The following is a 22,876-nucleotide window of genomic DNA, read 5'->3' as shown; positions in this document are numbered from 1 at the left end:
TCCTCCCTCTCGAAGTCTTTCAGCCCTTCACGGCGCCGGCCGCGAGGCCTTGGATGAGCCATTTCTGGACGAAGGCGAATCCCACCAGCACGGGCAGGGTGATGAGCACGCCGCCCGCCATCAGCAGCCCCCATTCGACACTGGTCGCCTCGACGAAGCCCGCGACCCCCACGGGGAGCGTCTTCTTGCTCTCGTCGACGATGAGGACCAGGGCGAAGAGGTAGTCGTTCCAGGAGATGATGAAGGCGAACACGCCCATGGCGATGAGGCCCGGAAGGGCGACCGGTAGCACCACCAGCCAGAGCGTACGCAGGCGGCTCGCGCCGTCGATCATGGCCGCCTCGTCGAGGTCCAGCGGGATGGCCTCGAAGAAGATGATGGCGAGCCACATCACCAGGGGCAGCGTGAAGGCGACGTGCGCCAAGGAGAGGCCGATGAGGCTGTTGATGAGCCCGATATTCTTCAACATGACGAACAGCGGGATCGACAGCAGGATCGGCGGGAACATGTAGGTGAACAGGACGCTGCTGGCGATCAGATCGCGGCCGAAGAACTTGAAGCGCGTGATGCCGTAGGCCGCGAACACCGCCACCACCATGCAGCCGCCGGTGGCCAGCGTGGAGACGATCAGGCTGTTGAGGAAATATTGCGGGAACATCGTCTCGCGCAGCAGCCGGCCATAGTTCGCCAGCGTGAAGTGCTCGCTCGGCAGCAGCGACAGGCTGCGGCTGAAGAGGTCCGAGAACGGCTTCACCGAGGAGATGATCATCCAGTAGAGCGGGAAGCCCACGATGCAGACAGTGAGGATGATGAGCGCCCAGAGCAGGACGCGGGATGCCGTGATCATCGTCCGGTCTCCGGCTTGAGCTTGCGCGCGTACCAGAAGCCGAACAGCGCCAGCAGCATGAAGATGCAGGCCGAAGTCGTGGCCCCCGCGCCGAGCTGGTATTCCTGGAACGCCTGGATATAGGCCAGGATCGGCAGGGTCTCGGTCTTGCCGATAGGTCCGCCCTGGGTCAGCAGCCAGACCGTGTCGAACTTGTTGAACATCCAAAGGCCGCGGATGAAGACCACCAGCAGGATGGTGGAGCGAAGCTCGGGAAGCGTGACGTACCAGAAGCGCTGCAGGGGCCCTGCCCCGTCCACCCGCGCCGCCTCGTAGAGCTCGCCCGGAATGACCTGGAGGCGCGCCAGCACCTGGATGGTGATGAAGGGGAAAAACATCCAGACATTGATAAGAATGACGCTCGGCATGGCGAATTCTGGCGAGCCGAGCCAGGCGATGCCCTCGCTGATGATGCCGAGATCCATCAGCGCCAGGTTGGCGACGCCGTAAAGGTCATTGAGGATCCATTTCCACACCAGCACCGCCACGATGGTCGGCGCCACGAAGGGAAACAGGATGAGGCCCCGCACCAAAGCCCGGCCGCAGAAGGCGTTGTTCAGCAGCAGGGCCGTGGCGATGCCGGCGAAAAGCTGCAGCATCACGGTGAAGAAGCTGAAGACGAGGCCGTTCCAGAGCCCGTTCCAGAAATCCGGGGTGGAGAACAGCTCTCGGTAATTCTCCAGCCCGACGAACTCACGCTCGGTGCTCAGGACCTCGACGCTGTTGAGGCTCAGCCACAGAGATGAGACCAGCGGATATGCCGCGAAGAGAAGAAGCAGAAGCACCGCCGGGGCGACGAACAGATAGCCCTTGTAATTCTCATTGCGGAAGATGCGCCTGCGCCCTCTAGGGGCGCCGCCTTGAAGGGTCAGTTGCTGGCCCAGGGGCGATGTCGAAGAAGTCATGGCTTCGCGGACGTCCTCTGCCAGTGGATTTCAATCGGCCGCCGCGCCATCACCACGCTTCCAGCCCGATGATGCGGGCGGGGTTGTGGTGGAACATCGTGCGGATCTCGTCCGGGGAAATCCCGACTTTCAGAAGGATGGCGATATAGGAGCGCATGCCTTCCACCGGAACGGGCGAATAGAGCTGTCCGAGATCTGAGCTCATGAAGCAATGCTCGATGCCGATGTCCTTCATGGCGGCGGCGACGTCCTGCGGGTTCTTGGTGGGCTCGCCGTGGACGAAGTGCATGAATGGCATCATCAGGCCGAAATCGAACTCAATCAGGCAGCCCAGGGCCGCGAATTCCTTCAGGTCCGTGTGCGTGAGGCGCGTCATCGCCCATTGCGAGTGGCTGACGATGATCCGCTTGAGGCCCTGGTCCTTGGCCTCGCGCACCACGTGGTGGCTCTCCTCCGCCGAGAGATGACAGGTGGCGAGGCAGGCGTCGTATTCCTTGACGAGGCTGATCACCTCGCGGACTTCGGGGATGAGCTTTCCGTCACGCAGGACGGTGATCGCCTCCTCCTCGCCGAGCGGCAGATTCACGCCCGCATAGTAGCGCTGGCGGTATTCGTAGTGATTGCGGCTGTCGCCGGTGGGGAAATGCACCACCCTCGCCCCGTCGCCATGGGTTAGCGCCACCCAGACGGCGCGCGGGTTCACGCCGCCGCTGGCCAGATTCATCACATGCGCCCCATAGATCGGGATGCCCGGCCCGAGGCGGCTCGCCACATAGGCGGTTCCGGTGGTCGACGGGCCGATGTCCTTGATGACCAGTGCGCGCATGCCGGCGGCATGGGCATCCTGCGCCAAGGCGATCACGTCCTGGGAATGGCTCATCGGGAAGACGTGCGGATTGGTGTGAATGTGCACGTCGATGCCGCCGACCATGAGGTCCTTGACATCACCGGCATTCAGGCCACGCGCCATCTGCTCCCGTGAGGGAAAGCGCAGACCAGTGTCCGTCAGCGGTGTGCTCATTGGCGTTTCCTCACTTTTCTCGATCCTAGGATTTGGCCTCACAAATCGTCAATCGAAAATCGATAATTTGTGACTTTCCCACGATCGGCCTATGTCAATTATCCGACGGCATTTCTTTTGTCCAACATTTTAATTGACGAGAGGAACTTGTCTGCCTAGTTACCCTCAAAAGTGATTTAAATGTCCAACATGAGGCAATGGCGATGCTGCAGGCTTGGCGCTGGTACGGCCCGAAAGACCCGGTCACGCTCCGACATATCCGCCAGGCGGGCGCCAAGGGCGTCGTGACGGCGCTGCACCACAAGTACAATGGCGAGCCGTGGTCCCTGGACGACGTGCTCGCGCACAAGGCGCTCATCGAGGAGGAGGGCCTCGTCTGGGCTGTCTGCGAGAGCATCCCGGTGTTGACAGAGGTGAAGATCGGCGCCCCGGGTGCCCAGCGCGCCATCGAGAACTGGAAGACCAGCCTGCGCAGCCTCGCCGCGGGCGGCATCCCGGTGGTCTGCTTCAACTTCATGCCCGTGGTGGACTGGACCCGCACCGACCTCGAATATGAGATGCCGAGCACGGGCCTCGCGCTCCGCTTCGACATGATCGACTTCGTCGCCTACGACGTCTGCGTGCTGCGCGGCGACGCCGCCGCCGGCTTCTACGATCCGGGCATCGTCTCGAAGGCCCGGCAGCGCCATGCGGCCTGGAGCCCGGAGGACATCCGGCGGGTGGAGGACAACATCATCTGCGGCTTGCCCGGCGGTGAGGGGCGATACGACCGCGCGGGCATCCTGCGCGAACTGGACCTCTACCGGGACGTGACGCCGGAGAAGCTGCGGACGAACCTCGTGCACTTCCTCAAGGAGGTAGTGCCTGTTGCCGAAGAGGTCGGCGTCAAGCTGGTCATCCACCCGGACGACCCGCCCTTCTCCCTTTTCGGCCTTCCCCGCGTCGTTTCAACTGCGGAGAATCTGCGGCACATCCTCGGCGCCGTGGACAGCCCCGCCAACGGCATCGTCATCTGCACCGGCTCCTATGGCGTGCGGGCCGACAACGACATCGTCGCCATGGTCCGCGAGTTCGGGCCGCGCATCAATTTCGTCCATCTGCGCAACGTTCGCCGGGAGGGGGATGGGTCGTTCCACGAGTCCGACCATCTCGACGGCAGTGTGGACATGGTGGCCGCCATCCGCGCCCTCCTGGAGGAGGAAGCAAAGCGGAAGGCCACGGGGCGCGCGGACTGGCAGATCGCCATGCGCCCCGACCACGGCCATGTGCTGGTGGACGACATGGGGAAGAAAGTGAACCCCGGCTACAGCTGCATCGGGCGCCTGAAGGGTCTCGCAGAGCTGCGCGGCGTCATGATCACCCTCGCCCACGAGGACCCTGCCCTTCCCCCCGTCTGAGGCCCATCCGAGATGGCAGCGCGGGCGTCCGCCTGCGCCGCCGGACGCAAGAGGAGATCCGAATGACCTCGCAAATCGATTTGACCGATTACCGCGTCCTGCTCCTCGGCTCGAGCTCGGGCATCGGCGCGGCGGCTGCCCGCGTTCTCACGTCCTGTGGCGCCCGCGTCTGCCTGCACTACAACGCCAACCGGCAGGGTGCGGAGACGCTTGCCGAGGACATCGCCCGTGCCGGCGGCGCGGTGGAGATCGTGGGCGGAGACCTCGCGGTGCCGGGTGCGATCCCCGGCATTATCTCCAGCGCGGTGGAAAAGCTGGGCGGCCTCGACGTGCTCGTCAACAATGCCGGCTCCCTGGTGGGACGCACCCCGCTGGACGCCTTCGACGACAACATCTGGGAGAAGGTGACAGCGGTCAACGTCCGCGCGGTGCTCGAGACGGCCCGGGCGGCCCACCCCACGCTGAGCCGCAGCACACATGCGGCCATCGTCAATGTGGGATCAATCGCAGGCCGCAACGGCGGTGCTCCCGGCTCTGGCCTCTATGCCGCCGCGAAGGCTGCGGTTCACAGCCTGACGCGCTCCATGGCCAAGGAGTTCGCAAAGGACGGGATCCGCGTGAACGCCGTGGCCCCCGGCTTCATCACCACGCCCTTTCACGCCGCGACCCCCGCGGACATGCAGGAGGCGGTGCGCAAGACCATCCCCATGGGCCGCCTCGGCACCGCCGAGGATTGCGCCTGGATCTTCGCCTTCCTCGCCTCGCAGGAGATGTCGGGCTACATCACCGGCCAGATCATCGATGTGAACGGCGGGCAGTTCATGCCCTAGGGCGGCGGCATGCCGCCTTCATCCTCCGGGCTGCGCCTCCTTTGCCTTGGCGCCGGCCTCGGGGATGAATTTCAGGCCCGACTTCAAGTGGAAGCCCACCCAATAGGTATAGGCCGCGCCGTCCTTCTGCCGGATGGAGTCGATGATGGCGCGGTGCTCGGCGGCGATGTCCCGCCGCTGCGTGCGCTCTCGCTTGCCGCTCTCCATGAGCTTCTGGATGACCGCGCGCATGATGAGATAGACGTCTTCGGTCGTTTTATTGTTGGACATTCTCACGATATGGCTGTGGAAGGCATAGTCGAACTCCGCCGCCTCAGTCACGGAAGCGGCCTCTTCCATCTTCCAGGTGAGCGCCTCCAGGGTTTCGAGATCCTGCGGGGTCACATTGGAGAAGACGCGTTCGCGGATCCCCTCCTCCACCAGCCGCCGGAACTCCTGAATGTCGGTGAAGATGTCGGCCGACAGCCGGAAGCCGAAAGAGAAAAGCCGCATGGCGGCCGCGTGGCGGTCGTCGATCAGGATCGCGCCGCTCTTTTGGCGCGCTTCAACAATGCCATAAGCGCGCAAGGTCCGCATGGCCTCGCGTACCGTGTTGCGGCTGGAGCCGAACAGCCTGGCAAGTTCGATTTCACCGGGCAGCGCGTCTCCAACCGTCAGGCCCCGCCCATCAATGAGCCGCTGGATCGCGTCGATGATCTGATCCACGGCGGAGCCGGAAGCCACCTCGCTCTCGGCCTGACCGGCCAGCTTCCCCTTGCTTCCGCCGCTCACGGCTTTCGCTCCAGCTCGATCCATTTGTCCAACATTTCAGATTGACACTGCGCCAAATACCCTTAACCCCTAAACCAGAACTAATGTCCAACAAAATCGGTTCGTCGCCTACACGGACCGATGAGGCCGTCTCCCGGAGTGCGAGCGTTGACCGAGACACTGCTGGTGGCAATGGAGGCTTGCCTTGAGCTTTACACTGTCTCTTCCGTCCGACGGCTTCATGGTCTTCCTCGGCACCCTTTTCACGCCGGTCCAGGACAGGGGCGAGGCCGGACAGGGCCTCACGCACCACTGGGGTGACGTGGTCACGATCTCCGATCCGCTGCTGGGTGAACTCAGGAACACGGTTCGCCCCTCGGACGCGTGTCCGCGCTGCAATTTCGGCACCCGAAAGCTCATGCAGAACCTGTCCGCGCGCCGCCTACTGCCGTGAGCGGCGCGCTCGGACCGTCCGTCGATCGCGTTTTCCCGAAACCAAGAAGGAGTGAGACCATGGCATTCAAGGAAATCCGGCCCCAGGGCGTGTTCAAGTCCCCTACCGCACCGTTCTCGCTCGCCACCCGTTCCGAGGGCGGCGTCCTCCTCCATATTTCCGGGCAGGTCCCCCAGGACGCGGCGGGCGCGAATGTCGGGCTCGGGGACGTGCGGGCTCAGGCTGAGCAGGTGATCCAGAACATCAAGGCCATCGTCGAGGCCGAGGGCGGCTCCCTCGCGGACGTCTGCCGCCTCACCATCTATCTCACCGCCCGCGAATATCTGCCGACGGTGATGGAGGTTCGGAGCAAGCATTTCAAGGATCCGTTCCCCGCCGCCACCGCAGTTGTGGTGTCAGGACTTGCCAATGTGGATTGGCTCGTTGAAATCGAAGCAGCGGCTGTTCTCGATTAGAGGAGATCCTTGGAGACAGTAGGCAACTCAAAGACCTTTTCGGCTCTGATGGGCACTTGTCCTCTTCAGAGCCGACCTTCAGAATCGAACTTGCGGCAGTTACAGTCCCGGCGAATTAGGCCTGTTGAGATTTGGGATACCCGCCGAGGCTTGTTTATGATTCAAGCTTTGGATGGAACGATTCGTGTTGACTGACGCCCAATGGACGGAGATGGAGCCGCACTGACTGGGCAAGCCGACGGACCCCGGACGAAGCGGCAGCGATAACCGACGGTTCATCGAGCCGCGCCCACATAGTGGCGACGACAGCATTACCCGCCGGGCGCCCGAGTGACGCGCGACACAGCGAGGCAAAGCTTATGACCCGTAAGCCTGCTATCGAGAAGCCCGTGAAGATCCCGGGGCCGGATCATCCCATTAGCATCGACCACCACCCCGATCGCGTGGTGGTGATCCTCGCTGGCAAGGTGATCGCCGACACACGCGACGCGCTCACATTGAAAGAGGCCGATTATCCGGAGGTTCAGTACATTCCGCGCAAGGATGTCGACATGGCGTTGCTCACGCGGACGGAGCACACCACATACTGCCCCTACAAAGGCGAGTGCTCCTATTTCAGCATTCCGGTCGGTGGCGAGCGCTCGGTGAATTCCGTTTGGAGCTACGAGGCGCCTTACGAGGCCGTCGCGGTCCTCAAGGACCACCTCGCCTTTTACCCCGACCGCGTGGACGCGATCGAGGAGCGGGCCGCCTGACGCCCTTTCTCGCGGACCTTAAGCTCATCCCCCATTGCAGCATTATTCAGCCGTGATGCGGATCCCGGAGGCGCACCTGCTAATCACCCGAAGACGATGCCTGGCTGATCATCGATGACACGTCCCACCCAAGAAGGCTTCGCATTCGGGGGGCGTTGCCCCGCAATATGCCTCGGCGCTGGGCAAGAACGCCAACTGCCAGACGATGGTGTCGGTGACGCTGGCCTCGAAAGAAGTGCCTGTGATGGCCGGCTTGCGGTTGTTCCTGTCCGAGAGCTGGACGGGTGATCCGCAGCGGCTTGACCGCGCCGCGTCCCGGACGGACGCCGCGCCTATCGCGCCAAGCCCGAGATCGCGCTTGAGGAGATCGACCGGGTTCGCGCAGCAGGCGTGCGTTTTGGCTGCGTGCTGGCCGATGCCGGCTACGGACTTTCTGCGCCATTACGTCAGGGCGTGAGCGATCGACGCCTCTCCTGGACGGTCGGCATCCCCTACGAGCAGAAGGTTTATCCCAGCGACGTCGCCATGATCTTCCCTGTCGCAGGGCATGGACGTCCACGCCAACTCCATATCCCCGACACCAGGTCGATCACCGCCAAGGCCATGCTCAAGACGGCGCGCTGGCAGAAGGTCAGTTGGCAGCGTGAAACCTCATGAGTGCAGCAGCGCGTCCATAGATCGGGCTGCTGGGGCCGAGGCTCTCGGCCGACCCGACGATGCCCTCGTGCGCGTCTGGCGAGGTTCACAAAAGCTGATGTCGTTGTGGGCGAGCGATGGCGCTCGTCGCCGAGATATTCACGGTGTCTCGCGCTGCCGGCTGAGGCTCGCCATCAGCGGTAGCGATGGGGGGCGGGCTCCCATGTCTTCCAGAAGTCCGGATCGTGGCAGATCACAAGCTCGCCGTCCAAAAATTCGGCGAGCATCTTGAGCCGCGCGATCGAGGCGACCGCATCCTCGGTGCGATGCGCATTGCCGGGCGGCAGGGCCGGATCGAGATTGGCGGGACAGAGCATGGCATCCCCCGTGAAGATCAGGCTGCGGCCCGAGGGCAGCCGAACCATGAGCGATTGATGCCCAGGTGTGTGGCCGGGCGTTGCGAGTGTCGCGACGCCGGGCTTTATCACCGTGTCGCCGCGCAGGAGTTCGTAAGCGACGCCGCATTCGAAATAGGGCCTGGCGTAGGGCCGGGCGATGAAGGGGTCGGGGCAACAGGCGAAACGATGCTCGTTCTCCTGCACGAGGAAGCGGGCGTGGGAAAAGAGGCGGTTGCCGCCCGCATGGTCCCAATGCAGGTGGCTGTTGATGACGATGCGCACATCCTCGGGCGTGCGCCCGATCGCGGCGAGCCGTGCGCGTATGTCGTCCTCGGGCGCGTAGCGCGCGATCAGCCCGCGAAAACGGGCCTGAGTGACAGTCCGCCCGTCGTCGAGATCGAGCGGTAGCATCCCCGTATCGAAGAGGATGTGCTCGCCATCGCACATCTCGATGAAGCCGCCTGTGACCGGCACCTCAACAATCTCGCCGGGATCGCGCCGGTAGACCATCATCGAGCGGTCGTTGAGAAGCGTGCCGAGATTGAAGAGCGACACGCCGGCCACGTCCGTCTCGCCTCGTCGGGATAAGCCTTCGGCCGCCATGGGCATCTCCTTCCTCATCGGCCACGAGGGCCGGCTGTTTGTCCGGTCTATCGGGGCTCAGAGCGCCATCAGCGCGTCGGTTCGGATGCGGACAAGGACGCTCTCACCCGACGCGAATTCGCGCCGGCTGGCCGTTTCGACGGTAATCGGCTCAGGTCCGAAGCCGTCGACCAGGAGCCTCGTCCGGTCACCTAGGAAGAAGCTCGTGGCGATCCGACCGGGCAGTCCCTCGCTGCCATCTTCGACGAGCACCACATGTTCTGGACGGAAGAGGATCTCGCGGCAATCCAGCGGAAGCGCCGGGGCGGGAATTCGGCCCGCGCGGCAAAGGAAGACTCCGTCCTTCATCTCGCCCGGCACGCGATTCGTGGTGCCAATGAATTCCGCGACGAAGCGGGTCGCCGGTCGATGGTAGATCTCCCGCGGTGTCCCGACCTGGGCGATGCGCCCGTGGTCCATGACGACGATGCGGTCGCCCACCGACATGGCCTCGGCCTGGTCGTGCGTGACATAGACCGTAGTGATCCCGAGCCGCCGCAGCAGCGTGTCGATCTCCACGCGCAAGGTCTCCCGCAGCTTCGCGTCGAGCGCGGTCAACGCTTCGTCGAGCAGCATCGCCCGCGGTTCGACGGCGAGCGCGCGGGCAAGCGCCACCCGTTGTTTCTGGCCACCTGAGAGCTGGTCGATGCGCCGCTCGGCGAAAGGCTCGAGCCGCATCATTGCGATGAGCTCCCGCGCCCGGCCCTCGCGCGCTTCCCGCGGCACGCCACGTACTCGGAGGCCGTAGCTGATGTTGCCGATGACGTCGAGATTGGGGAACAGGGCATAGCTCTGAAAGACCATGCCGATATTGCGGCGCTCGATCGGCAGCGGCGTCACGTCATCGTTGCCGAACAGGATCGTGCCGCCGACATCCGGTGCCTCGAGCCCCGCGATCATGCGGAGCGTCGTCGTCTTGCCGCAGCCGGACGGCCCCAGGATGACCACGGTCTCCCCGGCTGCGATCTCGATATCGATCGGGCCGACGCTCGTCGGCCCTTTCCCGAAGGTCTTGCTGCAGCGGCGCAGGCGAATGGAGCTCGGTGCAAGTTTGCCGATCATGCCTCTTCCGTGTCCTTGAGAGTGGGCTTTCGGCGGGCGGCGACGCGCGTCGGATCGCCCCAGGCTTGCATCGCGATGAGAAGTGGAACGATCATCACGAAGAACAGGATCGTATAGGCGCTGCCGAGTTCGATGCGTGCGTTCGTATAGGCAACGGCAAGCCCGACCGGCATCGTCTGGGTCGTCGGCGTACTGAGCAGCAGCGTCACGTTGAACTCACCGATGGAGAGCGTCAGCACCGTCAAGGCGCCGGCGAGCACGCCGGAGGTGATGTTCGGCAGCACGACCGTGCGAAGCCGCGTCCAGCAGCCGGCGCCGAGGCTCGCCGCACCCTCCTCGAGCAACTTCAGGTCGATCGAAGAAAGGACCGCGAGCACTGCGCGCACCATGAAGGGCAGCGTATAGAGCACGTGCCCGATGAGCAAGAACAGCCAGCTCGTGCGGAATTCGCCAAATCGGCCGTAGAGCAGCACCAGCGCGAGCGCCGTCGCAAGACCCGGAACGGCCACCGGCAGCACGATCATCTCCTCGAAAATCCGCGTCAGCCAGTTGCGGCGTTTTGCAAGCACATAGGCGGCGGGCACGCCGACGAGAAGGTCGACAACCAGGCAGGCAACGGCGAGGCCGAGTGAGAGGAGAATGGTGTCGCCATAACGCGACCAAACCTCCAGCACCCACCTGAGCGTCAGACCGTCGAGGGGACCGCGGATGAAATTGGCGGTGAAGCCGGTGAGGATGGAAAGGCCGATCGGCAGGATGAGAAAGGCCGAGACCAGGAGAGTGAAAGCGAGCTGAAGGCCGAAGGCGAGATCCCTGCGCATGGCTTCACCCGGCTGCTGCGACGCCAGATCCGGCGGCGGTGCGGGCCAGGACGAGAACGGCCCAGGTGATTATTCCGAGCACGACGCTGAGGGCCGCCGCCACCGGGATGTTCGCATCGAGCGTGAACTCGTTGTAGATCAGCATAGGCAAGACATCGATGCCGGCGTTGAGCGTGAAAGCCGTGCCGAAGGCGCCCATGGAGGTGGCGAAGCAGATCGCTCCCGAGGAAATCAGCGCCGGCAGCAGACCCGGCAGGATGACGTCCCGCACCACCAGCCAGCGGCCGGCGCCGAGCGAACGCGCTGCCTCCTCGAGCTGCGGATCGAGCTTCTCCGCGGCCGCCATCACCGTCAGGATGACCCGCGGGATGGAGAAATAGATATAGCCGATGAAAAGTCCGGTGACGCTGTAAGCAAAAACGGTCTTCGACCCTATTAGTTCTTGTGTGACGGTACCGACGAGGCCCTGCCGGCCGCCCAGCATGATGACCATGAAGCCGATCACTACACCGGGGAAGGCGAGCGGCAGCGTGAGAATGGCCACCAGCAGATTGCGCCCGATGAAACGGTTGCGGACGAGGAACAGCCCGCTCGCGACGCAGATAGCCAGTGTGGCCAGGGTGACGGCGGCGGCAAGCGCCGTCGTCATGAAGAGGCTCGTCAGGTAGCGCGCATTGCCGAGCACCTGCACATAGGTGGCCAAGCCGCCGCCGCTGCCCGAGACAAAGACGAGCCGCGCCATGGGCAGGATCCAGAAGGCGGCAAACAGCGCCGCTGCCGGAGCGACCAACAACAGCAGAGCGCCGTTCTCGTTGCGGGACATGTGACGGACAGACATGATGGCCTTGCCCCGGCGGGATCAGCGCACGTCAGCCAGATAGCGGTCCTGAAAGGACTTCTGGGCGGCCGCGACTTTGTTGAAATCAAGCGTCTTGACGCGGGCATATTCGCTCGCCGGCAGAAGCTTGTCGGTTGCGTCCTTCGGCAGCGCATCGATGCGGACCGGCCGCAGATAAGCCTTGGCCCAAATCGTCTGTCCCTGGTCGGAAAGAAGGAAGTCGAAGACTTTCTTGGTGGCTTCTGCATGCGGAGCGCCTTTGACGAGGGCCATCACATAGGGGACCGGCAGGGAGCCCTCCTGCGGCAGCACGAATTCGACATTCGCCTGATCCTTGTACTTACCGCGCAGCGCATTGAAGTCGGCATCGACGAGGATTGGGATCTCGCCCGAGAGCACACGGGCATAGGACGTCTGATTGACCACGATAGGCTCGTTCTTCTTGAGCTCTTTGTAGAAATTCATGCCCGGATCAAAGTTATCGAGCGACCCGCCGAGCGAGACATTGGCCGCCATCCCGGCGATATAGCCGATGAATGCGCTGGTCGGATCGTAATAGCCGATCAGGCCGCGGTATTCCGGCTTCAGCAGATCCTTCCATGAGGTGGGCACCGGCCGGTCGCCGAGCGCATCCTTATTTATGAAAAAGCCGACCGCGCCGCTGTAGACCGTGAACCAATGGCCATCCGGATCCTTCAGATCGGCAGGGATGTCGTCGAAATGCGCGGGCTTGTAGGCCTCGGTCACGCCGAGCTTTTGGGCCTGGATTGCGAAGGTGATGCCGAGATTGGCCATGTCGGCGACAGGATTGTTCTTCTCGGCCACGATCTGCGACAGAGCCTGACCGGAATTCTTCGCATCGAAGGGCACGGTGATGCCGAGTTCCTTCTTCACCGCGCGCAGCTCGCTGCCCCAGTCCGCCCATTCCTCGGGGCAACTGTAGCAGATTGCCATATCCGCGGCGTGGGCCGCGGTCAGCATAGGGGAGATCATCAGAGTAAGGGCAATGAGGCTACGCTTGAACATGTTCCTCTCCTATCCATCGTTATTGCCGGCTGTAGATGCCGTTCTCGAGTTGTTTCGATCTTCAGGTGACTGCGGCATTTCAGCAAAGCCGATTTCACCAATCGCGCTCCATGGCAATGCTCGATTTCATCACGGGTGCGCGGCAAAGCGCACCATTTCCGACTGAAGGGCGTCGTCAAAGAAGTCGCGGTGGTGGCGCACGAGCCGCTTGACAGTGTCGAACACCTGATCGAGGTGGCGGCACATCGCCCTGGCGGCGCCTTCGACGTCATTCGCCTTCAATGCATCGAGGACCGCTTCGTGATCTGCGATCGCAGCCTCCATATGCCCGCTCAGCGGATTCGCGAGCTGGCGCACGCGTGCGAGATGGGTATTGGCGTCATTGATGATGCTCGAAACGCCTTCCATGTCGGCGATCTTTGCAAAGCTGCGATGGAATCGCTCATCCTCGGCGTAGAAGGCGCGGTGGTCGCCGGCGGCGGCTAGGGCGCGCTGCGCCGCGATGATGGCCTCGACCGCGGCAGCATCGCGCGCCTGCCAACGCTCGGCCGCGCGTTTGAGCAGCGCAATTTCCAGAGCTTCGCGAACGAAATGACCTTCGATCACCTTCTTCAGCCGGATCGGCGCCACGAAGCTGCCGTGCTGTGGGAAGACATCGATCAGCCCTTCCTGCGCAAGGCGAATAATGGCCTCCCGAGCCGGGGTGCGGGATACGTTGGTCAGCTGGCAGATCCGATTTTCGCTGATCGGGGTGCCGGGCTTGAGCCGCAAATCGAGGATGGCGGAGCGCAAGCCGTCATAGAGCTGCGCCGCGCGCGGCTGGCGTCGGTCGATCGTCAGTTCAAGCGGGGTTTCCTCGTGCGGCGGCATCGCTGACATGCTTGCATGCTTGTATTGTAGCGCGTAGATTGGGCATTCGCGTCGGGCCTGTCAACGAAAACTTTGCCGCGAAGTTGTGCAAAGCAATAGACATGGACCGCCTCGAAGGACGGAGCCCAAAGGATCAGCTCATGTCGCTCAGTCAAATGAAAGTGGGTCTCGTCGGCGTTGGCCTGATGGGACACGGAATCGGCAAGAACCTCATCGAAAAGGGTTTTCATCTCACCGTTCTCGGCCATCGCAACCGCCCCCCGGTAGACGACCTGGTGGCGCGTGGCGCGACCGAGGCGCAGGATGCGGCCGATCTCGCCCGGCGTTCGGACGTGGTGCTCGTCTGTGTCACGGGTTCGCCGCAGGTCGAGGCGCTTTTCGATGGGCCGAACGGCATCCTGGCAGCGGCCCGCAAAGGTCTCGTCGTGGTCGATTGCTCGACGAGCGAGCCGGCATCGACGCTGCGTCTCGCAGAGGAACTCGCTGCGCGCGGCGGCGTCCTGGTCGATGCTCCGCTCACCCGCACCCCCGCCGAGGCCGAAGCCGGGCGGCTCAACACCATCGTCGGTGCGGAGCCGGAGGTCTTCGCTCAGCTCGAGCCGATCTTCTCGGCCTATTGCGAGAACATCTTCCACGCCGGCGGCCTCGGGAGCGGTCATCGGCTCAAGCTGATCAATAATTTCCTGGTGATGGGCAATGTTGCCCTGATAGCCGAAGCCATTGTCACTGCGCTGCGCACGGGGGTCGACCTCGACAAGCTCTACGAGGTCGTCAGCGCCGGCGCGCTGGCTAGTCCCTTGCTGCAAAACATCCTGCCCAAGGCCCGAGCGGGGGAATTCGACGGCGTTAAATTCCAACTGTCAAACGGACAGAAGGATCTGCGCTATTACACTCACCTGACCGAGACCGCAGGCGTGGCTAGCTTCATGGGTGAGGTCGTGCATCAGCTCTTCGCGCAGGCATCAGCCCTCGGTTTCGGCGAGCGCTTCATCCCCTCGCTCATCGAAGCTCAGGCGAAGATCCACGGCGAGAGCGTCACTGCGCGCTGAGGACAGACAGAACCTCCTCCGCCAATGCTTTGCGAGCGGGATCACGGCATTCGCCGCTCGTCTGAGCAATGCCAGGCCTTAGACTCGTAAGCGCGGAGTCACCGGCGCGCTGAGGCGAGTCGGACCATGCCGAGGAAGCTCGCGGAGACTTCGTCGTTACTTTGCGAACTGGCCGTCTTTTTTGAGCGATTCTGTCGTGGACAAAAGATCCGAGTCCCTCCGGAGGAAGTATATTTTCGATGGGCTTTTGATCGACCGTTTCGACGGCGCAAGCGCCCCGATCGTCGCCGATACTGGCCTGTCCGGCGATAACACTGTCCAGGCAGTTGGTGGAGTATCTCTCGTGGGATCGCCCGGTACGGGACCCAGCCGTTCCGAGCAAGCGCCGCCGACACCGCGATATGCCTTGCGGTGCGAAGCTGATCGATTTGGACGGGCGGCCATGGCCGCCGCCACCTATGGGACGGCTGAACCTGAACGCCGGGCGTGTCGTAGAGGCGATGGATCGCAATAAAGTTACATAAGATGAGGCCATAGCCTCCCCACTGCAGCAACATCGGACCATTTTCACTTGACAGGCGTCGGCTTGATAATAATAAAATTACATAATTCAAAAGCGAGCGGCCCGATGCAAACAGGCACCGCCGATGTCCAGAGCCTCAGAGGAGAACTCTCATGAAACGCCACGGAAACCTACGGCGGCGCCTATTGGGCGCTTTCGCAACGGCCCTCCTCGTGTCGGCGAGCGGAACGCTGCCTTGGAGCGAGGCGAAAGCGGAGACCCGTCTCAAAATGATCGCCTGGAATTACCAGGTCGATACCGTCAAGCAGTTCATCGAGAACTTTGAGGCTCAGAATCCGGATGTCAAAGTCGACGTCGAGTTCATTCCTTCGGCACAGTATGTCGCCAAAGTGATGCTCATGAAGAACGCGAACACGCCGTTCGATGTTCTCTACGTCTTCGATCACGTCTTGTCGCAGTGGTCGTCCTGGCTCGAGCCGCTCGACGGCTACCCGGGAGCCGAGCAGCTCAAAGCCGCCATGCTGCCCCTTGCCGAGCAGTCGATGACTTACGAGGGCAAGCTCTACGGCTTGCCCTACTACACCAGCTATTTCGGCGTCATTTACAACGAAGCCATGATGAAGAAGGCCGGTTTTTCCGGTCCGCCGCAAACCTATGACGAGTGGCTGCAGCAGGCGAAGACGATCAAGGATAAGGGTCTCAGCAAGACGCCGCTGCTTTGGCCGGTGAAATATACCGGCTGGGGGGGCATGTGGGTGCTGAACGCCATGATCGCATCCCGTGGCGGCAAACTCCTGGACGACGACCTCAATGTCACGCCGGTCGCGCTCGATGCCCTGAAATGGTGGGCCTCGACTTATCGCGACGGCCTCTCCGATCCCAAGAGTATCGAGCTCGACCCGAACGATTCCGCCCGAGCCTTCATGAGCGGCGACTATTATACGCTGCTCACCGGCAACTTCTTCGCTGGCCCGCAATGGGCCAACAAAGCCGGCGATTCCAAGATTGCGGGCGAGGCGGAACTCGGCCCCATGCCGCAGACGGGCGCCACCGTAGGCTTCGCCCGCATGTATGCGATGAACGCCGCGAGCACGCACAAGGCCGAGGCCTGGCGCCTTTTGAAGTTCCTTGGCGGCGCCGGCGAGAACGGCGACTATGTAACGCCCAAGCAATGGGTGGAAAGCGGCACTTTGACCTGGGGCTACAAGGGGCTCGAAAAGGACGAGGTGATTGCCGCTTCCCTGCAGTCCTGGCGGGCGGATCCGAATTCAGTCGCGACCAGTCTCGCCAATGCCATCCATATGAGCGGCGTCGTGCCCTTCCAGTCGGTGTGGTATGCGGAATGGGAGCAATACGCCAATGGTGTGCTGCAGGATGTTTTGAGCGGCCGCACCGCACCGGACCAGGGAGCGCAGCTCTGGTCGACCCGGGCGAAAGCTCTGGCCGCCCGTTACAAATGACGAAGCGCGATCCGGGGCTGTTCTGGCCGCCTCGTAACTGTTCCGCGGCCGTCTCGTCGTCCACGGGACGGACGGGCGGCCCCGTCTCCCCCGGACAGCCACCGATCTCAAGCCCCTCGCTGGAGTTTGCAAGCCTTGATGGGCGCTCAGCACCTTTTTCCGTCAGGCCCCGGCCGCGCAGGCGGGGTCCTGCGGATTCTCAATCTGCCCACGATCGCTTTCGTGATCGCCTTCAGCGTTCTGCCGCTCGCCTATGTCGCTTATCTCAGCCTGCAGGATCTGCGCTTCGGCGCGGGCGCGGGTGCTTTCGCCGGGCTCGACAACTATCGCTTTGTTCTGGGCGACCCGTCTGTCATCACCGCCTTTTGGAATACGCTTTACTTCTCGGTTCTGTCGGTCGCCATCGCCGCCTTTGTCGGGCTGGGCATCGCGCTCCTGCTCGACAGCGATGTCAAGGGCGCGGGCTGGCTCGTCATCGCAACCGTCTTGCCATGGGCCATTCCGGAGATCGTCAACGCGCTGATGTGGCAGTGGATCTACAATCCAAGCTATGGCGCGCTCAACGGCTTGCTCACAGAATTCGGCTTTATCAAGGATTACCAAGCGTGGCTCAGCACACCACTATCCGCGATGCACGCCGTCGTCTTCGCCTATTCGTGGAAGCTCGTGCCCTTCGTGATCATCATCCTTTACGCCGGCCTCAGGTCCATCCCGGCCGAGCTCTATGAATCGGCGGAGATCGACGGCGCGGGAGCGATGGCGCAATTTCGTTTCGTCACGCTGCCGCTGCTCGCGCCGTCCCTGGTCGTGGCCGTGCTCTTCTGCGTCGTCTGGTCCATGCGCGCCTTCGATATCGTTTATCTACTGACGAAGGGCGGCCCAGGGGAAGCCACCACCGTTCTCAGCTATCTCGTGTTTTCGAAGGCCTTCGATTTCGGCGATCTCGGTGCCGCCACCGCGGTTGCGTGCCTTCTCGCGTTGCTGACCTTCGCGCTCACCTGCCTCTACATCCGGGTGCTTCCCAAGGGGAGCGAGGATCAATGAGCCGGATGTCGCGCGAGTCACGGCGCGAAATGCCGCGGGGCAAGGCGGCAGCACTCCTGGTGCTTCTCACCCTCAGCCTGTTCTACCTGCTCGCGCCGCCCGTCTGGATGCTTATTTCGAGCCTCTCGCCGGATCTCGAGCTGCACGCCCGCCCGCCGCACTGGGTCCCGACCGCCCCGACGCTCGGCCATTATGCCACGCTTCTGCAGCTGCCCGGCGCCGATCCGGCCGAGCTCGCGAGCAATCCGCAGATCACGGCCTTTCCGCGTTCATTCCTCAACAGCCTCGTCATTGCGACGAGCACGGTGCTGATCGCGACCATCTTCGGCGCGGTCTCGGCCTATTCGCTCGCCCGTTTCGTGCGGCCGCGCATCCGCAAATGGGTGCTTCTCGGGCTGCTGGCCTCGCGCATGGTGCCGGTCGCCGCGATTATCATCCCGATCTACTTCGCGCTGCAGGTGATCGGGCTGCTCAACACGCTGACGGGACTCGTCATCGTCTATACGGGGCTTCTGCTTCCCTTCGTTATCTGGATTCTTGAGGGATACTATCGCGATTTCCCGCGGGAATTGGAGGAAGCGGCAGCGCTCGATGGGTGCAGTCCGGTCGGCACTTTCTTTCGCGTGGTCCTGCCGCTGTCGAAGAACGGGCTCTTTGCGGCCGGTGCCTTCGTCTTCATTTCGGTATGGTCCGACTTTATCGTCGGCCTTACGCTGACGACCTCGGGCGAGGCTTGGCCTCTTTCGGTTGCATTGGCGCAAGCTCTCAATCCCATCACCGAGCCGAGCTGGGGCCTGCTCAACAGTGCAGGGCTCGTGGCGGCGCTCGTGCCGGCGATCCTCGCCTTCGTCTTCCGAGGTGCAGTCATGCGCGGAATGTTGTCCGGCGCCGTCAAGGGGTGACCGGAGATGGTTTCTTCTCGGGAGCGGAGAATACAATGCCATTGGAGCTGATTACGGTCACGACCGCCGACCACAAGGAGCTGGACGGCGCCCTTTACCGACCCGAGGGCGAAAGGCCGAAGGTCGGTGTCCTCGTGGTTCACGGCCTCACCTGGAATTTCTACCGCGGGCCGAGCCGTTGGCTGCCGCCGCTGTTGACAATGGCCGGCCATCTCTGCCTGTCGCTCAACATGCGCGATCACGACCTGGCGGAGCCGGTCGAATTCGAACAGTCGCATCACGATATCAAGGCGGGCATCGACTTTTTGGCAGCCGAGGGCGGCGAAACGATCATTCTGCTTGCGCATGGCTACGGCTGTAACAAAGCGGTCTGCTATCCCGCCCTGTCCGGCGACCATCGTGTCGAGCATTACATTCTAACCACCCTCGGTTCGGTCAAAGCCTATCGTCCGGATATCTGGGACAAGGTGCTCGCTTGCGCACCGGCTCTGCGCGGCAAGGCGCTCGTCGTGCAGGGAGCGGTCGACCCACTGATCGAGGGTGAGCCTCGGGCCGCCGAACTGGTCGACGCCGCGCGCGAGGCTGCGATCGAGGTCGTGTTCCTCGACGGCGCCGACCATTATTTCGCAGACACCCATCAGGCTCTGGCGGACACGATTATCGGCTGGGCGGAGCGCGCGTGAAAAGGAGCGCTAGATCTATGAGGCTCAAGGGACGGACCGCGCTCGTGACTGGCGCGAGCAGCGGTATCGGTGCTGCGATCGCGCGGGAACTCGCGTGCCAAGGTGCGAGCGTGACCATCAACTATTTCCGCAACGAAGCCGGAGCGGCGGAGCTGCGCGAGATCATTGAGAAAGGTGGCGGCGAGGCCCTCGCCGTTCAGGCGGACGTGCGTTCGCCCGCCGATATCGACCGCCTGTTCGCAGATCACCTCAACCGGTTCGGACAGCTCGACATCCTCGTCAACAATGCAGGCGACATGGTCAAGCGCATCCCGACCGCGGATACGCCGGAAGAGATCTGGCGGGAGGCGATCGATCTCAACCTGTCGAGCGCCTTCTTCTGCTGCCAGCGGGCTATCGCGCCGATGATCGCGCAGCGATGGGGGCGGGTGATCAATATTTCGTCGGTCGGTGGTCGCACCGGTGGCGGACCCGGCTCTATTCCCTACCACGCTGCAAAAGCCGCCCTCATGGCGCTCACGAAGGGCTTGGCCAAGGAGCTCGCTCCCTATTCCGCCACTGTCAACACGGTCGCGCCCGGCATCATTGCCACGCCTTTTCACGATCGGCACACGGCGCCGGCTCAACGCCAGGAGTGGCTCAAGACGCTCGTGCCCATGCAACGAGCCGGGCTGCCCGAGGAAGTGGCGCGCGTCGTCGCCTTCGTGGCTTCTGACGACGCATCCTACATGACAGGCGCCACGCTCGACGTGAACGGCGGAATGGCGATGTATTGACGTGCCGTGAGGACGCAGGGAATTCTTGATGGCTCGCAAGGCACTTTCCATCTCGCCGGCTGTGGACAGCTCGGCGTCTCCGCCCGACATTCTCCGCACTATTCACGCGCAGATGGACAGCTTCTCGCCGGGGCAACGGACGATCGCCAACATCATCCTTGATGATCCCGCCTGGGCGGTGCAGGCCAATGTGGAAGAACTCGCGAGCCGGGCTCGCGTGAGTGCGCCGACCATCGTGCGCTTCGCGCGCGCAACGGGCTGCGCTGGCCTCAAGGATTTCAAGATCAAGCTCGCCGGCGCGCTGGCCCTCGGCACGCCCTATCTGCACCGCAGCGTCCGTCCAGATGACGCAGCGGCCGATATCGTGCGCAACATTGTCGGCAGCGTCACTTCCGTCGCCGCCGAATGGCAGCGGCAGCTCGATCCCCACGCGCTTGAACGTGCGGCCGAGGCGGCCCATCGTGCCCGGCGAACGGACTGTTACGGCACCGGTGTCACCTCCCATTTCCTCGCTCAGGAGCTCCAGGCGCGGCTTTTCCGCCTCGGTCTCACTGCGAATGCATTTTCCGATGCGCATCTTCAGCTCGTGGCCGCCGCCACCCTCACATCCCGGGATGCGCTGGTCGCGATCTCTTTCGTCGGGCGAATGCCGACCTTGCTCCAGTCCGTCAAGCTGGGCAAAGCAAGAGGGGCCACCATTGTCGCCGTTACGCGAAGCAATACTCCGCTTGCCGAGCTCGCGGATATTCTGCTCAGCACCGATGTTCCCAAAGACGCGACGATGCACGTCGGCACGGATGCCACAATCGTCCAGCTTCTCGTGATCGAAATGCTGACGGTGGTGATCGGCCTAAAACGCGGTCCGGAGACGATGAAGCACCTCGGGGATGTGCATCGCGTGCTGCAAACCCATGGCATCGACAGCGATGATCCCTCGCTTCTGCGTTGGGGCTGGCAACAGATGGCTCAGGGCAGCGGCTGACGTTGCCGCGCGGCCGAATCTCTGAGGATCGTCCAGGGTGAATTTTCGCTCGTCGAGGCCAATTCCGGACAGAAAGTCGGCCCTGCTCTTGGCGCCGGCATACAGGAACCCGAAGTCGCTTCCCGAGAGGATGAAACGAGCGCCCATCTTGATGTATCTCTCGATGGGACGGGCAGGAGCTTCGCGATGGGCACGGAAACGCATTCGGCCTCAAAGGCGACCGGTGCCGCCGACGTCCGCCAAAGTACCGCTCGCCGACTAGGCTCGGAACTAGGACGTCAACACCCCCACAAGAAATAACGTTAAGAAAATCATATGTTAGGCGCATTGGCGGAGAGAGAGGGATTCGAACCCTCGATACGGTTGCCCGTATACACGCGTTCCAGGCGTGCGCCTTCAACCACTCGGCCACCTCTCCAACGCTCTGCAGAACTCAGGACGAGCGCCGGCAGTGCATCCCGGAGTGTGGCCGGGGTCATCGCCGTCGCAGGCCCCGCAGCGGCCTGAAGCCATCCCGCGCAGCGCGAAGCGCTTCTATAGCGAGCGCGGGGCGGAATGCAAGCGAGCCCGCGCCTTCACGTCTCGTGTCGTCATGGGGTCGGCCGAGCCGTCGCCGCTCTGGCCCGCTGATAGGCGAGCATGGCGGCGGCAAGGTCCTCCGCCGCCGCCCCGACGGATTTGAAGAAGGTGATCTCGTCGGGGCGCGTGCGGCCGGGGTGCTCGCCGCGCGTGAGCGCGGCGAGATCGGCGCGGATCTCTTCCTTGCGCAACACGCCTGTTGTGAGCGGCACGACGATGTCGCCCGCCTCCTGCAGGGCACCGGGCGTGTCGATGAAGACGCTCGCGCGGCGCAGGGCATCGTCATCGGCCTCGCGCATCTCCGGCGTGAAGCCGCCGACGAGATCGAGATGGGCGCCGGGCTTCAGCCAGGCACCGCGAACCAGCGGCTCGCGGCTCAAGGTGACCGAGCTCACGATGTCGGCTTCGGCCACGGCGGCCGGCAGATCAGCGGCAGCCGAAGCGGCGAAGCCTTGGCCTGCGAGATCCCGCGCCAAGGCAGCGGCCTTCGCCTGGTCGCGCCCCCACACCAGCACCTTGCGGACGGGCCGGACGGCCGCATGCGCATGCGGCATGAGATGGGCGAGCCGGCCGGTGCCGACGACGAGGAGCGTCGCGGCGTCCTCGCGCGCGAGATAGGACGCGGCGAGCGCCGAGGCGGCGACCGTGCGGCGGGCGGTCAGCTCGTTGCCCTCGATGCTGGCGATAAGCTCGCCCGTTTCGCCCGAAAAGAGCAGATAAACGCCTTGCACTGCCGGCAATCCGCGCGCGCCGTTGCCGGGAAAGACATTGACCAGCTTGACGCCGAGATAGCGGCCAGCAAGCCAGGCCGGCATCAGCAGCATGGTCGCCGTCGGCTGACCCTCGGCGGCAATCGCGTGGTGGTGGCGCACCGGTGCTTCGCAGCCATCACGGAACATGGCGCGCAGCGCCTCGATCACGGAGGGCAGATCGAGCGCAGCGCGCGCCTCATCGGCATTCAAGGTGATCACGGACGCTCCTCGGCTGACGCGGGACACTCCCGAGATATACAAACGAAGGGCCGCCCACCATAGGCGGGGCAAACGGTACAGGTTCGGCCTGCCTCTCAGTCATGAGCGCGGGTCATGCGTCAAAGCCGATTGATCCCTGCACGGCGAAGGCGCAATTAGCG

The 22,876-nt window shown here is 63.4% G+C and carries 23 protein-coding genes, 1 tRNA gene and 1 pseudogene; 13 read left to right on the top strand and 12 right to left on the bottom strand.

Annotated elements, in window-relative coordinates; genetic code table 11:
- Positions 1-19 precede the first annotated feature (19 nt).
- Genes ACFQU1_RS04095 through ACFQU1_RS04085 form a run of 3 tightly spaced genes read right to left on the bottom strand, consistent with a single transcriptional unit; the run spans position 20 to position 2,812 of the window.
- Positions 20-847 carry a carbohydrate ABC transporter permease gene (locus ACFQU1_RS04095; protein ID WP_378129484.1) on the bottom strand — a complete coding sequence of 276 codons (828 nt, stop codon included), beginning with the start codon at positions 845-847 and terminating at the stop codon, positions 20-22.
- Positions 844-1,791: a carbohydrate ABC transporter permease gene (locus ACFQU1_RS04090; RefSeq protein WP_378129482.1), complete on the bottom strand. Its 948-nt coding sequence runs from the start codon at positions 1,789-1,791 to the stop codon at positions 844-846. Before ACFQU1_RS04090 ends, ACFQU1_RS04095 begins: the two co-directional genes overlap by 4 nt.
- A gap of 49 nt (positions 1,792-1,840) precedes the next feature.
- Positions 1,841-2,812: a DUF6282 family protein gene (locus tag ACFQU1_RS04085; RefSeq protein ID WP_378129480.1), complete on the bottom strand. Its 972-nt coding sequence runs from the start codon at positions 2,810-2,812 to the stop codon at positions 1,841-1,843.
- Between the two features lie 203 nt (positions 2,813-3,015).
- Here ACFQU1_RS04085 and uxuA point away from each other — a divergent pair, with 203 nt between their 5' ends.
- Together uxuA and ACFQU1_RS04075 are read left to right on the top strand one after the other, a co-directional pair.
- Positions 3,016-4,209, top strand: coding sequence for a mannonate dehydratase (uxuA, locus tag ACFQU1_RS04080; RefSeq protein WP_378129478.1), 1,194 nt, complete (start codon positions 3,016-3,018; stop codon positions 4,207-4,209).
- A gap of 62 nt (positions 4,210-4,271) precedes the next feature.
- Complete coding sequence (locus ACFQU1_RS04075) at positions 4,272-5,039, top strand: SDR family NAD(P)-dependent oxidoreductase (RefSeq protein ID WP_378129476.1); 768 nt, start codon at positions 4,272-4,274, stop codon at positions 5,037-5,039.
- Positions 5,040-5,057: 18 nt separating this feature from the next.
- Here ACFQU1_RS04075 and ACFQU1_RS04070 read toward each other — a convergent pair whose 3' ends face one another.
- Positions 5,058-5,810, bottom strand: a complete 753-nt coding sequence (locus tag ACFQU1_RS04070) for a FadR/GntR family transcriptional regulator (RefSeq protein ID WP_378129474.1) — start codon at positions 5,808-5,810, stop codon at positions 5,058-5,060.
- A gap of 184 nt (positions 5,811-5,994) precedes the next feature.
- Here ACFQU1_RS04070 and ACFQU1_RS04065 point away from each other — a divergent pair, with 184 nt between their 5' ends.
- The 4 genes and pseudogenes from ACFQU1_RS04065 to ACFQU1_RS04050 form a co-directional block, all read left to right on the top strand.
- Complete coding sequence (locus ACFQU1_RS04065) at positions 5,995-6,243, top strand: hypothetical protein (protein WP_378129472.1); 249 nt, start codon at positions 5,995-5,997, stop codon at positions 6,241-6,243.
- Between the two features lie 59 nt (positions 6,244-6,302).
- Entirely contained in the window at positions 6,303-6,698 is a 396-nt protein-coding gene (locus tag ACFQU1_RS04060; protein ID WP_378129470.1) for a RidA family protein, read from the top strand.
- Between the two features lie 359 nt (positions 6,699-7,057).
- Positions 7,058-7,453: a DUF427 domain-containing protein gene (locus tag ACFQU1_RS04055; RefSeq protein WP_378129468.1), complete on the top strand. Its 396-nt coding sequence runs from the start codon at positions 7,058-7,060 to the stop codon at positions 7,451-7,453.
- A gap of 95 nt (positions 7,454-7,548) precedes the next feature.
- A pseudogene (locus tag ACFQU1_RS04050) lies at positions 7,549-8,104 on the top strand (transposase); the annotation flags it as partial.
- Between the two features lie 179 nt (positions 8,105-8,283).
- Here ACFQU1_RS04050 and ACFQU1_RS04045 read toward each other — a convergent pair.
- From ACFQU1_RS04045 to ACFQU1_RS04020, 6 genes are all read right to left on the bottom strand, one after another.
- Positions 8,284-9,090 carry an N-acyl homoserine lactonase family protein gene (locus ACFQU1_RS04045; RefSeq protein WP_378129466.1) on the bottom strand — a complete coding sequence of 269 codons (807 nt, stop codon included), beginning with the start codon at positions 9,088-9,090 and terminating at the stop codon, positions 8,284-8,286.
- Between the two features lie 57 nt (positions 9,091-9,147).
- A complete protein-coding gene (locus ACFQU1_RS04040) occupies positions 9,148-10,191 on the bottom strand; it encodes an ABC transporter ATP-binding protein (protein ID WP_378129464.1) in 1,044 nt (347 codons plus the stop codon).
- Positions 10,188-11,012 (bottom strand): ABC transporter permease, encoded by an 825-nt coding sequence (locus ACFQU1_RS04035; RefSeq protein WP_378129462.1) that lies wholly within the window; start codon positions 11,010-11,012, stop codon positions 10,188-10,190. Before ACFQU1_RS04035 ends, ACFQU1_RS04040 begins: the two co-directional genes overlap by 4 nt.
- A 4-nt stretch (positions 11,013-11,016) precedes the next feature.
- Entirely contained in the window at positions 11,017-11,850 is an 834-nt protein-coding gene (locus ACFQU1_RS04030; RefSeq protein WP_378129460.1) for an ABC transporter permease, read from the bottom strand.
- 21 nt (positions 11,851-11,871) lie between these two features.
- Positions 11,872-12,876: an extracellular solute-binding protein gene (locus ACFQU1_RS04025; RefSeq protein WP_378129458.1), complete on the bottom strand. Its 1,005-nt coding sequence runs from the start codon at positions 12,874-12,876 to the stop codon at positions 11,872-11,874.
- Positions 12,877-13,005: 129 nt separating this feature from the next.
- Positions 13,006-13,755 (bottom strand): GntR family transcriptional regulator, encoded by a 750-nt coding sequence (locus ACFQU1_RS04020; protein ID WP_378129456.1) that lies wholly within the window; start codon positions 13,753-13,755, stop codon positions 13,006-13,008.
- Positions 13,756-13,847: 92 nt separating this feature from the next.
- Between ACFQU1_RS04020 and ACFQU1_RS04015 the strand changes: the two genes are divergently transcribed.
- From ACFQU1_RS04015 to ACFQU1_RS03985, 7 genes are all read left to right on the top strand, one after another.
- Entirely contained in the window at positions 13,848-14,795 is a 948-nt protein-coding gene (locus ACFQU1_RS04015; RefSeq protein WP_378129454.1) for an NAD(P)-dependent oxidoreductase, read from the top strand.
- Between the two features lie 675 nt (positions 14,796-15,470).
- Positions 15,471-16,778, top strand: coding sequence for an ABC transporter substrate-binding protein (locus ACFQU1_RS04010; RefSeq protein ID WP_378129452.1), 1,308 nt, complete (start codon positions 15,471-15,473; stop codon positions 16,776-16,778).
- 138 nt (positions 16,779-16,916) lie between these two features.
- Positions 16,917-17,822 (top strand): carbohydrate ABC transporter permease, encoded by a 906-nt coding sequence (locus ACFQU1_RS04005; protein ID WP_378129449.1) that lies wholly within the window; start codon positions 16,917-16,919, stop codon positions 17,820-17,822.
- A gap of 5 nt (positions 17,823-17,827) precedes the next feature.
- Complete coding sequence (locus ACFQU1_RS04000) at positions 17,828-18,724, top strand: carbohydrate ABC transporter permease (RefSeq protein ID WP_378129447.1); 897 nt, start codon at positions 17,828-17,830, stop codon at positions 18,722-18,724.
- A gap of 35 nt (positions 18,725-18,759) precedes the next feature.
- Complete coding sequence (locus tag ACFQU1_RS03995) at positions 18,760-19,407, top strand: alpha/beta hydrolase (RefSeq protein WP_378129445.1); 648 nt, start codon at positions 18,760-18,762, stop codon at positions 19,405-19,407.
- 17 nt (positions 19,408-19,424) lie between these two features.
- The gene (locus ACFQU1_RS03990; RefSeq protein WP_378129443.1) at positions 19,425-20,183 is read left to right on the top strand and encodes an SDR family NAD(P)-dependent oxidoreductase; all 759 of its coding nucleotides are present in this window, start codon (positions 19,425-19,427) and stop codon (positions 20,181-20,183) included.
- Positions 20,184-20,211: 28 nt separating this feature from the next.
- Positions 20,212-21,165: a MurR/RpiR family transcriptional regulator gene (locus ACFQU1_RS03985; RefSeq protein WP_378129441.1), complete on the top strand. Its 954-nt coding sequence runs from the start codon at positions 20,212-20,214 to the stop codon at positions 21,163-21,165.
- Between the two features lie 328 nt (positions 21,166-21,493).
- Here the strand turns inward: ACFQU1_RS03985 and ACFQU1_RS03980 are convergent.
- Together ACFQU1_RS03980 and ACFQU1_RS03975 are read right to left on the bottom strand one after the other, a co-directional pair.
- Positions 21,494-21,583 (bottom strand) — tRNA-Ser (locus tag ACFQU1_RS03980).
- Between the two features lie 172 nt (positions 21,584-21,755).
- The gene (locus tag ACFQU1_RS03975; RefSeq protein WP_378129439.1) at positions 21,756-22,715 is read right to left on the bottom strand and encodes an ornithine cyclodeaminase family protein; all 960 of its coding nucleotides are present in this window, start codon (positions 22,713-22,715) and stop codon (positions 21,756-21,758) included.
- Between the last annotated feature and the right edge of the window lie 161 nt (positions 22,716-22,876).

Source organism: Chelatococcus sp. GCM10030263 (assembly GCF_042666455.1).
In the GTDB taxonomy this organism is placed as follows: domain Bacteria; phylum Pseudomonadota; class Alphaproteobacteria; order Rhizobiales; family Beijerinckiaceae; genus Chelatococcus.
The sequence above is the reverse complement of the archived record's forward strand: the minus strand, read 5'-3'. Positions and strand labels throughout refer to the sequence as shown.